Consider the following 13,571-nt stretch of genomic DNA (forward strand, 5'->3'; position numbering starts at 1 on the left):
TGAGCGATCGCCGACGCGCAACGAAGAAGACGGCCTCGAGTACATCTCGCCCGCCTCTGTCGCCAATGTTATGCCGCGGATGCCTTGCGCAACGGGAAGCGTTCCAGCACTTCAAAGGCCGCGCCCGATGCGCGCTCCACGCAGATCGAAAGTGCGTCGACACGTGCGACGGGCACGGCTGCAGCGCGTAGTGCCAGCCAACGCTGCAACGCGTGCTCCTCCTCGACGGTGGCAGGAGCGGACAAGGTCATGTGGAAACGGTAGCGTTCAAACACGTAGGGATATCCGTAGCGCTGAAGATAGTGGGTTTCAATGGCGTCGAGTCCGCGGACGCGACGCTGAAATTCGGGTTCAACCAGGGGAGCACGGAGTACCTCGACGGCCTCAGTGCAGGCTGCAGCCATCAAGTTGACGGCGGCACACTCGCCCACCGGGCGCAACGCGAGGAAGCCACCCAGTCGACTCAAGCGCAGGGTGATCGTGCTTGGCGAGTACGACTGCGCCACGACGTTGATCGCGCGGCGCAGGTCGTCGTAGTCGGCATCGGGAGACAGCGTGAAAGGTGGGCGCACGGTGGCATGCCAGCCATAGCGCCTCACGTCGGACAGCAGTTCGTTCCACCGCGACGCCGGGATGCCGGGAATGCCGTTCGGCACCGCTTCGCCACCGAGCCAGTCGCGCCCCAACGCTCCCAGGGCACTGGCCGGCGCCGGACAGAAATAAATGGCGTAACGCATCAGCCGCCCGCCGTCAGCACGTGCCACCCACCCTGCCAACCGACAGGCCGATGGTCGATCCGGTACTGCAAAACCGCATCACATTCCCCCTCACCCACTCCGGACCGACGTTGCTGCCCGTGCATCACCCGATGACGCCATGCGGCCGGAAAGCGCGACGTCCAAGTCGTCTAGATAACTAGACCAATGTGACAACACGTCGAACCGTGCCCCCTCAAGCACGGACTGTCCTTGATGCAGCCCCCGGCGGAAAGGCGCGTCGGCGCATCAACCAAAGACAGCATCCCGGCCAGACTGGCCTTCGCCGCACGTTCCGATGGACGACAGCGACCGACAGTTCAGCATGGATGCGCCGGCGGTGACGCGATGCAGTGGGCAGATTGAAGGGCCGGACCACGGTGCCTGATGTCACGGCAGCATGGGCGGAATCCCGGGGGACGATTCGCGAGCTACTTATCGCGCGGAGCACCCTTGCCTTCCGCCCAGGGCCAGAGTCGCCCCCATTGGGCCATGACGTCATTCCAGGGCGCGTTCGCCACATTGCCAAGATCGGACACGCCACCGAGCGCGCGCGCAGTGTCCTTCTGCCAGGTCTGGATCGCCTCCTGCAGTCCCTGGGCAAAGTGGGCCTGGACGCTGGCGGCGATCTGGTTGGTCACGTCGGCATCGCCCAGTCTCTGTTGAAGCAGCCGCCCGAAGGTTTCAGCGGGCATGCTTGCCAATGCGGTCCAGTCCTGTGCCCTCAGCAATTGCTCCACCCGCGCCTGCGACTCGGCGATGCCATCGTCCATGGCGCGCGTGGAAAGCTCCAGCCATTTCTTCCAGTTCTCCATCACCAGCTTGTTGATGCGCAGCTGGAGTTCACTGTTGGCTTTGTAGAGGCTCAACGGCAGGTCGCCCTGGATGCTCATGGCCATGCTCTCGATGAAGTGGATGTTGAATGGACCAGCACAACCGCGCCGCTTCCGCGGACCGTTTCGCGCAGCATGCTCGTATCGACCGCGGAGGCGCCAATGTCCGAAAAACTAGCGTTCAAACCGTGACGCGGATGTCACGGCCTCGCGAGGTCGCGCGCGTCAAGCGCGCAACGATTCAGCTCTCGGTCCGGTTGTGTTCACCGCATGTTGTTTCTGGCCGAACAACACTCGAGATCCCCCACGAGGAGGCACGCCCATGAAGAAGATCGCTTCATTGACCATTGCCTTGGCCCTGGGCGTATCCGGTACTGCCATGGCGCAGCAGGCCCTGACCGAACATCAGATCGAGAATTCGCTGGAGCAGCAGGGCTACACCAAGGTGCATGACCTCACCTTTCGCGATGGCGTTTGGAAGGCCAAAGCCCATAGCGCCGATGGCCAGCGCGTCAACGTGCGCGTGGATCCCCGCAGCGGCCAGGCCTTCCCCGACGAACGCGTTTCCCGCCTGAGCGAGCGCGATGTGCGGGCGGCGCTTTCCACCGAGGGCTACACGCACGTGCACGACGTGGACTTCAGCGACGGCATCTGGACCGCCAAGGCCGACAACACGGCGGGCGCCGGCGTGCGACTGCAGGTGGATCCGGAAACGGGGCGAGTGATTGGAAGCGACCAGCGCTGAGTGAAGCGCCTGGTTTCAGCCTTGGATACCGGCGGGCGCCGGTTGAGGCTTCGAGTACCGCCGTTGCGGCGGAACGGGTTATCCGATGATCGTCAGGTGCGGCGCGTACGCCGCACCTGACGATTGATGCTATCGAACAGCTGCGATCAGACCGCAGCGTCCTTCAGCTTCTTCAGCGCGCGGACCTTCAGCTTCACCGTGGCCGGCTTGGCAGCGAACCACTGCTCTTCCTTGGTGAAGGGATTGATGCCCTTGCGCTTCGGCTTGGCCGGCACGTTGACGGCGGTGATCTTAAGCAGGCCCGGCAGCGTGAAGTGGCCAGCGCCCTTCTTGTGCACCGAAGCCGTCACTGCGCCTTCGAGAGAGGCGAGCACTGCGCGCACGTCCTTGGCGACTACACCGCTGGCTTCAGCGATGTGGGCAACCAGGCCCGACTTGCTCAGAGCTTCCTTGATCGGCTTGTGAACGACTGCCTTTGCGGCGGCCTTCGGAGCTGCCTTCGGAGCGGCCTTTTTCTTTGCTGCTGCTTTCTGCGCCTTCGCCATACATTTCCCCGTGGTCATCAAGATGATGTTGTTGAATGCCTCTCGGCATGCGGAATGTATGGCATGCCGGGGCACTACGCCAAGCTGCAAGACGGAAAAAATGCGGTTTTTTTGCCGCTTTGGCCTGACAGGGGTGAAGAAAGTCACGATCGCCCCCTTCCAAAGGCTGCTTTTCAGGGCTTTTTTCGCGTCTCCGGGACCCGTTCCACCCGTGCCGTTCCACGAGGCTATGGACCCGCGCCAGCGACGCTATCTACTATCGAGGCTCGTTTAGCCGCCAGGTCCTGTCCATGAAGCGTTTGGCCTTATCCCTGCTCGCCCTGTCCGTGTCGTCGGCATTGTTCGCCGCGGCCGCCCCGACCATCGATCCGCACCGCTTGTCGGACGACGTCAAAACCCTCTCTTCCGACGCTTTCGAAGGCCGTGGCCCGGCCACCGCGGGCGAGACCAAGACCATCGACTACGTCATCGCCCAGTTCAAGGCGGCCGGCGTGCAGCCGGGTGGCGACCTCAAGAACGGCAAGCGCGAATGGACCCAGGCCGTGCCCCTGCTTCAGTCGGATATCGCCGGCACGCCGTCGCTGTCCTTCACGGTCAACGGGAAGACCGAGAACCTCACCCAGGGCAAGGAAATCGCCGTGCGCGCCGCGCTGGACGGCTCCAAGGCCGTATCGCTCAAGGATGCGCCGCTGGTGTTCATCGGCTACGGCGTGAAGGCACCCGAGCGTAACTGGGACGACTTCAAGGGCGTGGACCTCAAGGGCAAGATCGCCGTCGTGCTGATCAACGACCCGGACTTCGAAACCGGCGTGGGCGACTTCGGCGGCAAGGCCATGACCTACTACGGCCGCTGGACCTACAAGTATGAAGAGGCTGCCCGCCAGGGCGCCGCCGGCATGCTGATCGTCCACGAGACCGCGCCGGCTTCGTACGGTTGGGCCACCGTGGCCAACTCCAACACCAACACCCAGTTCGACGTGGTGCGCGACCATCCTTCCAGCGTGCATACGCCGGTGGAAGCATGGATCCAGCGCGACGTGGCGGTGGACCTGTTCAAGGCCGCCGGCCTGGATTTCGAGGCGCTCAAGAAGCAGGCGCAGACGCGCGAATTCAAGCCGGTGGTGCTGAAGGGCGAGAGCTTCTCGGCGAACTACAAGCTCAACTCCAAGGTCATCGTTTCGCACAACATCGTGGGCCGCATCGACGGCAGCAAGCGCCCGGACGAGACCGTGATCTACAGCGCGCACTGGGACCACCTGGGCGTCGGCGCACCGGATGCCAACGGCGACAAGATCTACAACGGCGCGGTGGACAATGCCACCGGCACGGCCGCGCTGATCGAGCTGGCCCGCGCCTTCGCCAACGGACCCAAGCCTGAGCGTTCGGTGGTGTTCCTCAACGTCACCGCCGAGGAAAAGGGCCTGCTGGGCTCGGAGTACTACGCCTCCAAGCCGCTCTATCCGCTGGCGACCACCGTGGCGGACATCAACATGGATGCGCTCGATCCGCACGGCCCCTCGCGCAATTTCAGCATCTCCGGCAACGCCAAGCTCGACCTGCTCGATGAGCTGACCGATACCGCCAAGAAGTGGAGCATGACCTACACGGCCGATCCGAAGCCGGAAGCGGGCCACTTCTTCCGCTCTGATCACTTCTCCTTCGCCAAGCGCGGCGTGCCTGCGGTCTCGTTCGAGTCGGGCGACGACTGGGTGGACGGTGGCGTGGCTGCCGGCAAGGCCGCGTCGGACGAATACGTGGCCAAGCACTACCACCAGCCGTCCGACGAGTGGCAGGCCAGTTGGCCGTTCACCGGCATGGCGCGCGACCTGCAGATCCTCTACACGCTGGGCAGCGATCTAGCCAACTCCGATACCTGGCCGAACTGGAGCAAGGATTCGGAATTCCGCGCCACCCGCGACGCCACGGCTTCGCAGCGCAAGTAATCAAAGCCGCACGTGAAAAGAGAACGGCCCGCAGTGATGCGGGCCGTTTTTTTATGCGCCGAACGAGATTTTTACGTATTGCTGAATCGCGTGACACCGCAACAAAAACGCAGCCTGACCGTCATTCCCGAGCGGGCCAGATGCCACGCAATCGTCGCTTTGGAATAACGGGAAAGTCATGCGCGATAGGCAGGCTATACAGCATCTGCCGCAAGAAGAAGTCCAACCTTATGCTGGCGCAATACGTTTACCCCTCAAAGATCGGCCTTTTCCGCATCATCCGCCATGGTCGCCAGTGGCGTGTGTTGCGGGAAGATCAGGAAATGGGTCGCCACGACACCGCCGAGGCAGCCCTCATCGCCACCCGCATTGCATGCCCCCAGGCCCGCCTCCCGGGCGAGCTGGATCAGTGGCGCTACATCCCGGAACTCGCGCTCGCCCATTCGCGCGTATCGTCGGAGGGCACGCATTGGCCGTTGGCGGGATGAGCGTCTTCTCCCGCAAGGGAGAAGACGCATAGCCATCATTCGTTGGCGTTGATCACTGCAAGGAAGTCCCTTCCATAACGCTTGAGCTTGGCCTCGCCCACGCCACTGATCGCGCCCATCTCCTCTTCGTTGGACGGCAGCGCGCGCAGCATCGCCAACAGGGTCGCATCATGGAAGATCACGTAGGGCGGCACGCCGTGCTGCTTCGCGAGCTGCGTGCGCAGCTTGCGCAGTTCATCCCATAGCGGCTGCTCGTAGGCTTCCACGCCGAGACTGCCGCCGGTCACCAGTTGGCTGTCGCGGCGTTTGCGTGAAGCACGAGCCGGGCGCGCGTCCTCGCGCAGACGCACGGAACGGTCTCCTACCAATACCTCGCGACTGGCCTTGGTCAGCCTGAGCGTGCCGAAGCCCTCCGCGTCAGCCTCCAGCAGGCCCATGGCCAGCAGCTGCCGAAACACGGAACGCCATTGCTTGTCGTCCATGTCGGCGCCGATGCCGAAGGTGGACAGGCGATCGTGGCCCAGCTCGCTCATGCGCGAACTGTCTTCACCGCGCAGGATGCTGATGACGTGGCCCGAACCGAAGCGCTGCCCACTGCGATACACCGCCGAAAGTGCCTTTTGCGCGGGCACGGTGGCATCCCAGGTCTTCGGCGCTTCGATGCAGTTGTCGCAGCGCCCGCACGGCCCGTGGAAGGTTTCGCCGAACGCCGCCAGCAGCAGCTCGCGCCGGCAACCCGTGGCTTCGGCATAAGCCAGCAAGGATTCCAGCTTCTGCCGTTCGATGCGCTTGCGCTCATCGGCCGACTCCGACTGCGCGATCATCTGGCTCATCGTCACCACATCGGACAGGCCATAGATCATCCAGGCGTCCGCTGGCAGGCCATCACGGCCGGCACGGCCGGTTTCCTGGTAGTAGCCCTCCATGCTGCGCGGCAGGTCCAGATGGGCCACGAAGCGCACGTCTGGCTTGTCGATGCCCATGCCGAAGGCGACTGTGGCCACCATCACCAGTCCGTCCTCGCGCAGGAAGCGGCGCTGATTGGCATGGCGCGTCGTTGCATCCAGCCCGGCGTGATACGGCAACGCGTCGACGCCCGCCTCGGCCAGCCACGCTGCCGTCTCATCCACCTTGCGGCGGCTGAGCGCATAAACGATGCCGGTTTCGCCGCGACGGCGCTCCAGGAAATCCATCAGCTGACGGCGCGCGTTATGGCGCAGGCCCACCTGGTAGCGGATGTTGGGCCGATCGAAGCTGGAGACGAACTGGCGCGCCTGCTGCAGCGCCAGGCGTTCGACGATTTCGTCGCGGGTGCGCTCGTCCGCCGTGGCAGTGAGCGCAATGCGCGGCACCTCGGGAAAACGCTGGTGCAACATCACCAGCTCCCGGTATTCAGGGCGGAAGTCGTGGCCCCACTGCGAGACGCAGTGCGCTTCGTCGATGGCGAACAGCGCGACTTCGGTACGTTCGAGCAGCCCCAGGAAGCGCGGCGTCAGCAGCCGTTCCGGCGCCACGTACAGCAGGTTGAGTTCGCCGGCCAGCAGCCGTCGCTCCACCTCGCGCTGATCTTCCGCGCTGAGGCTGGAATTGAGATACGCCGCCGCCACGCCGGCCTCACGCAAGGCATCCACCTGGTCCTGCATCAGTGCGATCAGCGGCGACACCACGATGCCGGTGCCCTGTCGCACCAACGCGGGAATCTGGTAGCAGAGCGACTTGCCGCCACCGGTCGGCATCAGTACCAGCGTGTCGCCACCTTCGATGAGGTGCTCGACGATGGCCTGCTGCTGGCCGCGGAACTCGGTGTAGCCGAAAACGCTGTGGAGAATATCGAGGGGCGAGGGAGACATCGGGAAATGCTAGCAAATGGAACCCGGTTCCCGCGCCTCGCAACGCCACTCATTGATGTAGGAGCGCACCCAGTGCGCGAAAAGCCTACAAAGCGGAGATGCGACCACCGATCATCGAGGCAGGCGGGTGAATCCGCGGTCGCGCACTGGGTGCGCTCCTACAGGGTTGGAGAGGGGAAACCGCGACTCAGCCAGGCATGCCCCACAACGCGCGATCAAGATTCGCATCGAGCCCGAAGCTGGCGAGCGGCACGCGACCGTTGCGTACCTCGACACCTTCCGCCTTCAGGCGCTTGCTTTGCTCGCGAAAGCCCCGACTGCCGGGCGGAAAGGCGATGTGGCCACTGGAGCGCAGGACGCGATGCCAAGGCAGTTCCATGCCATCGGGCGTCTCGCCCAGGGCCCTGCCCACCAGTCGCGCGCGCCCCGGCAAGCCTGCGCGCGCCGCAATGGCGCCGTAACTGGCCACGCGCCCTCGAGGAATCGCCGCAATGGCCGCGAAGATGCGCGCGTAGGCGTCGTCAATGGCGCGTTCCATGATCTTCAACAGGCTCTTTACACCGGGTCGTGGCACAGTATCCGGGCTGGATTCGCCTGCCAAGGAGATCGCACCCATGCGCCATTTTGAAGCCGTGCGCTCCCACGTCGGCAGCTTGCACGAGTTGCGCCACAACGACCCGTACCTGATCAGTTTCGACCTGTCGCTGCCGCACGATCGCCACCAGGGCATTTATCTCACGGAACTGGAAGACGAAGCCGGTCGACGCTACCTGCGCATCTCCACGCCCGTCGGCCCGCTGGCCGGTACGGACCCTCGCCGCTGCCTCCGCTTCAACTGGGAACAGCGCAACGGGTTCCTGGCCGTGGCGGACCTGGACGGCTCGCCCTACCTGCACCTGTGCGAGAACCGGCCGTATGAACTGCTGGATGCCGCCGAGCTCAAGCGGCTGATCGAGGAGCTGGGCGAGCTGGGCGACCAGTTGGAGAGGATCGTCGCCGCAGGCGGCGACGATCTGTAAACCAGCGTTCGCTTGTAGGAGCGCACCCAGTGCGCGATCGCGGCGCCCCGTGTTCGCCCCGGTGGCAGTTTGTCGCGTCACCGCTTCATAGGCTTATCGCGCACTGGGTGCGCTCCTACATGCAACGCCCCCGCGTCGGTCAGAACATTTGGGCCAGCCGCACGAAGCCGTAGGCCAACAGCGCCGTGACCGGCAACGTGAGTATCCACGCCCACACCATGCGCTCCACCACCGACCAGCGGATGGCGTTCCAGCGCTTGGCCGCACCCACGCCCATGATCGAGGCGGACACATTGTGCGTGGTCGACACGGGAATGCCGAACGCCGATGCGGTAAGGATCACCGCCGCCGAACTGCCCTCGGCCGCGAAGCCATTGATGGGATGCAGCTTCACCATCTTGTGCCCCAGCGTCTTGATGATGCGCCAGCCACCACCGGCCGTACCGGCCGCCATGGTGAGCGCGCACACCACCGCCACCCACGCCGGCACGTCAAAGCCGCCCGTCGAGGAACCGTGGATGCGCAGGAAGCCGAGCCACGACGGCAGGCCATCGAACTGACCCGCCGTGGTCGCGCCGGCCAGCGCGAGCGCAATGATGCCCATGCTCTTCTGCGCGTCGTTCATGCCGTGGGCCAGGCCCATGGCGCTGGCCGAGACGATCTGCGCCTTGCCGAAGAACGCGTTGACGAAGGGCGTGCGGCCCAGGCGTCGCAGGAAACCGGTGCGACTGGAGAACCAGCTCAGCAGCGCATAAAGTGCACCCATCAACAGGAAGCCGATGACGAAACCCATCAATGGTGAAACCACCATGGGTATGACGACCTTGGGCACTACGCCCTTGCCGTCCCACCAGTGCAGACCGCCTTGCGCCCAGATCACCGAGGCGAAATTGTTGCCGGACGTTGCAATGGCCGCACCCACCAGCGCGCCGACGAGCGCGTGACTGGAACTCGACGGCAGGCCCAGCCACCAGGTGAGGAGGTTCCATGCCGTCGCGGCCAGCAAGGCGCAGATGAGCAACTGCGGCCCGGCCTCGATCACGTGCGTGTCGATGATGCCGGCCGCGATGGTCTTGGCCACCGCCGTGCCCCACAGCGCACCGATCAGGTTGGTGATGGCCGCCAGCATCACGGCCTGGCCCGGCGTCAGCACCTTGGTGGCGACGACGGTAGCAATGGAGTTGGCGGTGTCGTGGAAGCCGTTGATGTAGGTGAATGCGAGTGCGATGAGCACGACGGCAATGGCAAGGCCGATGCTCATGCGCGCACCCCGCGCGCCACGACGAAAGCCCGGTTCGACACCGGGCGGCAGGAATGGAAGGGCGTCATCGGGCTGGCCTCAGGAATTCTTCAGCACGATCGAATAGACGATGTTGCCGACGTCGCGGCACTTGTCGATCGCCTTCTCGATCAGCTCGAACAGATCCTTGGCCAGCATCGCGCGCATGGCGTCGTTGCCTTCCACGTAAAGGTTGCGGTACGGCGAGAGCAGCATGCGATCGCCTTCCGACTCCAGCGTCTGCAGGCGATCCTGCAGCTTCTTCACCGGATCGATGCGCAGGCCGCGACGCAGCTCGCCAATCATCTCGGACACCACGCCGGTGGCGCGCTCCAGCACCAGCGCGCGGGCGGCGAAGTCCACGTCGGAAACGCGCTCGGCGATGATCTCGTAACGCTCGGCGAACTTCTCGATGGTCTTGGGAATCTTGTACAGCGCCGAGTTCAGCGCCTCGATGTCCTCGCGGTCTAGCGCGGTGACAAAGGTGTTCACCAGCTCCTCGCTGATCTGTCCGGCAAGCGCCTTCTCGCGCGCACGCGCGGATGCGAAGGCGGCCATCACCGGCGCGTGATCCTTGCCCGTCACCAGTTCATGGAGGGCCTTGGCGCTCTCGCGCGCCGCCTCGGCGCTTTGCTCGAGCAGGCCGTAGAACTTGTCGCCTTTGCCGAAAATCGTTTGCAATGAAAACATGCAGTTATTGCCTAGGGTGCGGGGGCTGAAATGACCGGTATGTTACAGGAGGGCCCTGCCGCACCGCATCACACCGCGTGGAACGCAGTGCCGCGCGCCCGACCACCCTCTGGCCTTACACTGCGTCTCATGTCCCCCCGCGACCATTTCCGCACCCCGCGGCCGCCATGCTGACCGAAATCGCGGCTGTCATCCTCCTATCGCTGTTCAACGGCTTCTTCGCCCTGTCGGAGATGGCCCTGGTCGCCTCGCGCAAGACGCGCCTGAAGCAAATGGCCCGCACCAGCCGCCGTGCCCGGGTGGCGTTGCGCAACGCCGAGGCACCCGAGCGCTTCCTCTCCACCGTACAGGTGGGCATGACCCTGGTGATCCTGATCACCGGCGCGCTGGCCGGCGATGCCCTGGGCGACCACATAGCCCAGGCCATCCACGGTGGCCGGGCGGCCTGGCTGGAGCCCTACGCCAAGGTCGTCGGCCTCGTGCTCGGATTCGTGCTGATCTCCTTCATCCAGATCGTGATTGGCGAACTGGTGCCCAAACGTGTGGCGCTGTCCTCCCCCGAACAGATCTCCGGCTACGTGGCGATGCCGATGATGGTGCTCTCGCGCCTCACCGCACCGTTCGTGTGGCTGCTCAATCTCTGCAGCGGGCTGATCCTGCGCATGCTCAACGTGAAGCAGCGCAGCAGCGACGTGGCAACGGAAGAGGAGATCCGCCTGCTGGTGGCCGAAAGCGCCGAGCACGGCATCCTCGACCGCGACGAACACAACATGGTCAACCGCGTACTGCGCCTGGGCGACCGCACGGTGGAAAGCGTGATGACCCCGCGCACGCGCATCGTGTGGCTGGACCAGGGCGCCAGCTACCAGGAAAACGCCGCGATCCTGCGCGATACCCCGTACTCGCGTTATCCGGTCTACCGCGGCGACGAAAGCGATATCGCCGGCGTGGTCGAGGTCAAGCGCCTGCTACGCGGCTATGAGCTGGGCAAGCCTGACCTTTTCGGCCAGCTGGTGAAGCCTCTGTACGTGCCGGGCACGGCACGCGCGCTGGACCTGCTGGAAGAGTTTCGCGATGCCGAAACCCAGCTCGCCCTGGTGGTCGACGAATACGGCGACATCGTAGGCCTGGTCACCCTCAACGACTTGCTGGCAGCCATCGTGGGCGCCACCCAGCTCGGCGGCAGCGGCCCCGAGGAAAGCCCGCTGGTGACCCAGCGTGGCGACGGTAGCTGGCTGATCGACGGCTCACTGTCCATCGACGACCTGCGCGAACTGCTGCAGGTGGACGTCCTGCCCGGCGAGGCGGAACACGAATACCGCACGGCTGCCGGCATGGTGATGGCGGCGCTCGGCCACATCCCGCAGACCGGCGAGGTCTTCGAATGGCGGGGATTCCGTGTCGAGGTGGTGGACCTCGACGGCGCCCGCATCGACAAGCTGCTGGTGATGCGCATTCCGCAGATCGACGTCGAGGAAGACGGGTTCTAGCGTCGATCCGGATTTCTTGTGGGAGCGCACCCTGTGCGCGACCGCGCCGCCGCGGTCGGCCTCCGGTGAGAGGTTATCGCTTCAGTTCCGCAATCAGCTTCCCGCAACGGCCCGTCGCGCACAGGGTGCGCTCCCACAGAATAGGTGCGCATGCGCCGCACTAGCCCTTCTTGAGCTTCTCGTTCGCAATCGCCGCCATGCGCTGCGCATCCGCGAAGATGCCATGCATTACCCGCAGCTCCCGCTCGTCCGGCTGGGCGCGCTGGAACAGCTTGCGCAGACGCAACATGATCGTGGTCGGCGCACGACCCTTGTGGAAGTCGATGTCGTCCAGCATCTGCGACAGGTGCTCGAAGAAGCGCTCCATCCGCTCCGCATCGGCGGGCGGCTCGGCATCGGCACGCACGGGCACAGCGACTTCACCCAGCGAGGCCACGCGCAGCTCATAGGCCATCACCTGCACGGCCTGCGACAGGTTCAACGAACTGAAATCGTCCACGCTGGGGATGCGCACCATCGCGTGGCAGCGCGCCAGCTCCTCGTTCTCCAGGCCGGTACGCTCGTTGCCGAACACCAGCGCCACCTGTTCGCCGCGGGCGGCGGCTGCCAGGGCACGGGCGGCGGCCTCACGTGGGGTGATCTCCTCCAGGTCCACGCCGCGGCGGCGGGCCGACAGGCCCAGCGCCAGGCTGGTGCCGGCCAGGGCGTCCACCAGGCCTTCGCTGACCGTGGCCTGCTCCAGCACATCGTCGGCGCCGGCGGCCAGGGCCGAGGCCTCCCGGTCGGGAAACCGGTGCGGAGCCACCAGCGCCATGCGGTCGAAACCCATGGTGCGAATGGCCCGGGCGGCACTGCCGATGTTGCCTGGGTGCGAGGTGCGCACCAGCACGTAGCGGATGCGGGCGGCGATGTCGGGAGAGGTGGTCATGCCGGGAAAGGCTCGGGCAAATGGTCGCAAAGCTTGGAAATTGTGGGGCCCCATGTCAAACCGTTCATCTTCCCCACCTGAACAGAGGCGGCTCCTCTGCTAGACTTTGCCGCCGAAACCCCGTTCTTTTGAAAGCCGAAGCCATGCCAAGACCCGCCGTCAACGTCGCGGTGCGCGCCGCGCGCTCCGCAGGAAACATCATCCTGCGCTACATGAATCGCATCGACGGACTCAACGTCGTCGAGAAGCAACGCATGGACTTCGCCTCGGAAGTCGACCGCCTGGCCGAAGCCGAGATCGTCAAGGAACTCAAGCGCGCCTACCCGACCCACGCCTTCCTCGCCGAGGAAAGCGGCGCCACGGGCAAGGGTCCGCTGGTATGGGTGATCGACCCGCTCGACGGCACCCATAACTACCTGCGCGGCATTCCGCACTTTTGCGTGTCCATCGCCCTGCTCGACAAGGGCGAGCCGGTGTACGCCGTCGTGTTCGACCCGCTGCGCGACGAGCTGTTCACCGCCAGCAAGGGCGACGGCGCCTACCTCAACGACCGCCGCATCCGCGTCAGCAAGCGGGACAACCTGGGCGGCGCGATGATCGCCACCGGTTTCCCCTATCGCCAGCGCTCGCACCTCGACGCGCAGTTGGACATGACGCGCGCCCTGCTCGGCCAGGCCGAGGACATCCGCCGCTCGGGCTCCGCCGCGCTGGACCTGGCCTACACCGCCGCCGGTCGCTACGACGGCTACTTCGAGATCGGCCTCAAGCCCTGGGACATGGCCGCCGGCGTGCTGCTGGTGCGCGAGGCGGGCGGTCGCTACTGCGATTTCGCCGGCCGCGACGGCATTCCCGAAAGCGGCAACATCGTCGCCGGCAACCTCAACGTGACGCAGGCGATGGTGGACGCCATCGGCGCGAATGCCACACCCAGGCTGCTGATGGCCTGATGGATAAGAAAAAGGCGCCGCAAGGCGCCTTTTTCTTTGCCGCTGTTTTTTTGTAGGAG

14 protein-coding genes are annotated in these 13,571 nt (G+C 64.9%); 6 read left to right on the top strand and 8 right to left on the bottom strand.

Going from position 1 to position 13,571, the window contains the following annotated elements; translation table 11 throughout:
- Positions 1 to 68: 68 nt before the first annotated feature.
- The gene (locus EPB08_RS12290) at positions 69 to 737 is read right to left on the bottom strand and encodes a DUF1045 domain-containing protein (RefSeq protein ID WP_130619412.1); all 669 of its coding nucleotides are present in this window, start codon (positions 735 to 737) and stop codon (positions 69 to 71) included.
- A 449-nt stretch (positions 738 to 1,186) separates the two neighbouring features.
- Positions 1,187 to 1,648 carry a phasin family protein gene (locus EPB08_RS12295; RefSeq protein ID WP_130619413.1) on the bottom strand — a complete coding sequence of 154 codons (462 nt, stop codon included), beginning with the start codon at positions 1,646 to 1,648 and terminating at the stop codon, positions 1,187 to 1,189.
- A 262-nt stretch (positions 1,649 to 1,910) separates the two neighbouring features.
- On the opposite strand from EPB08_RS12295, the gene EPB08_RS12300 reads away from it, so the two are divergent.
- Complete coding sequence (locus tag EPB08_RS12300) at positions 1,911 to 2,333, top strand: PepSY domain-containing protein (RefSeq protein ID WP_130619414.1); 423 nt, start codon at positions 1,911 to 1,913, stop codon at positions 2,331 to 2,333.
- Positions 2,334 to 2,479: 146 nt separating this feature from the next.
- Here the strand turns inward: EPB08_RS12300 and EPB08_RS12305 are convergent, their stop codons facing one another.
- Positions 2,480 to 2,878, bottom strand: a complete 399-nt coding sequence (locus EPB08_RS12305) for an HU family DNA-binding protein (protein WP_130619873.1) — start codon at positions 2,876 to 2,878, stop codon at positions 2,480 to 2,482.
- Between the two features lie 290 nt (positions 2,879 to 3,168).
- Between EPB08_RS12305 and EPB08_RS12310 the strand changes: the two genes are divergently transcribed.
- Positions 3,169 to 4,821 (top strand): M28 family metallopeptidase, encoded by a 1,653-nt coding sequence (locus tag EPB08_RS12310; protein WP_130619415.1) that lies wholly within the window; start codon positions 3,169 to 3,171, stop codon positions 4,819 to 4,821.
- Between the two features lie 230 nt (positions 4,822 to 5,051).
- A complete protein-coding gene (locus tag EPB08_RS12315; protein ID WP_130619416.1) occupies positions 5,052 to 5,309 on the top strand; it encodes a hypothetical protein in 258 nt (85 codons plus the stop codon).
- A gap of 35 nt (positions 5,310 to 5,344) precedes the next feature.
- Here the strand turns inward: EPB08_RS12315 and recQ are convergent, their stop codons facing one another.
- Together recQ and EPB08_RS12325 are read right to left on the bottom strand one after the other, a co-directional pair.
- Positions 5,345 to 7,159 carry a DNA helicase RecQ gene (gene recQ, locus EPB08_RS12320; protein ID WP_130619417.1) on the bottom strand — a complete coding sequence of 605 codons (1,815 nt, stop codon included), beginning with the start codon at positions 7,157 to 7,159 and terminating at the stop codon, positions 5,345 to 5,347.
- Positions 7,160 to 7,346: 187 nt separating this feature from the next.
- Complete coding sequence (locus EPB08_RS12325; RefSeq protein WP_229238323.1) at positions 7,347 to 7,697, bottom strand: MGMT family protein; 351 nt, start codon at positions 7,695 to 7,697, stop codon at positions 7,347 to 7,349.
- A 76-nt stretch (positions 7,698 to 7,773) separates the two neighbouring features.
- Between EPB08_RS12325 and EPB08_RS12330 the strand changes: the two genes are divergently transcribed.
- Positions 7,774 to 8,178 (top strand): type III secretion system chaperone, encoded by a 405-nt coding sequence (locus tag EPB08_RS12330; RefSeq protein ID WP_130619418.1) that lies wholly within the window; start codon positions 7,774 to 7,776, stop codon positions 8,176 to 8,178.
- Between the two features lie 139 nt (positions 8,179 to 8,317).
- Here the strand turns inward: EPB08_RS12330 and EPB08_RS12335 are convergent, their stop codons facing one another.
- Both EPB08_RS12335 and EPB08_RS12340 read right to left on the bottom strand, forming a co-directional pair.
- Complete coding sequence (locus tag EPB08_RS12335) at positions 8,318 to 9,439, bottom strand: inorganic phosphate transporter (RefSeq protein WP_205746346.1); 1,122 nt, start codon at positions 9,437 to 9,439, stop codon at positions 8,318 to 8,320.
- Positions 9,440 to 9,517: 78 nt separating this feature from the next.
- On the bottom strand, positions 9,518 to 10,147 hold the full coding sequence (locus EPB08_RS12340; protein ID WP_130619419.1) for a DUF47 domain-containing protein: 630 nt from the start codon (positions 10,145 to 10,147) through the stop codon (positions 9,518 to 9,520).
- Positions 10,148 to 10,314: 167 nt separating this feature from the next.
- Between EPB08_RS12340 and EPB08_RS12345 the strand changes: the two genes are divergently transcribed.
- Positions 10,315 to 11,637 carry a hemolysin family protein gene (locus EPB08_RS12345; protein ID WP_130619420.1) on the top strand — a complete coding sequence of 441 codons (1,323 nt, stop codon included), beginning with the start codon at positions 10,315 to 10,317 and terminating at the stop codon, positions 11,635 to 11,637.
- 160 nt (positions 11,638 to 11,797) lie between these two features.
- On the opposite strand, the gene EPB08_RS12350 is transcribed toward EPB08_RS12345, so the two are convergent.
- Positions 11,798 to 12,565, bottom strand: coding sequence for an RNA methyltransferase (locus tag EPB08_RS12350; RefSeq protein ID WP_130619421.1), 768 nt, complete (start codon positions 12,563 to 12,565; stop codon positions 11,798 to 11,800).
- Between the two features lie 143 nt (positions 12,566 to 12,708).
- Between EPB08_RS12350 and EPB08_RS12355 the strand changes: the two genes are divergently transcribed.
- Positions 12,709 to 13,512, top strand: a complete 804-nt coding sequence (locus EPB08_RS12355; RefSeq protein ID WP_130619422.1) for an inositol monophosphatase family protein — start codon at positions 12,709 to 12,711, stop codon at positions 13,510 to 13,512.
- The last annotated feature ends 59 nt before the right edge of the window (positions 13,513 to 13,571 follow it).

It is taken from the genome of Dyella amyloliquefaciens, from assembly GCF_004296575.1.
Lineage (GTDB): Bacteria > Pseudomonadota > Gammaproteobacteria > Xanthomonadales > Rhodanobacteraceae > Dyella > Dyella amyloliquefaciens.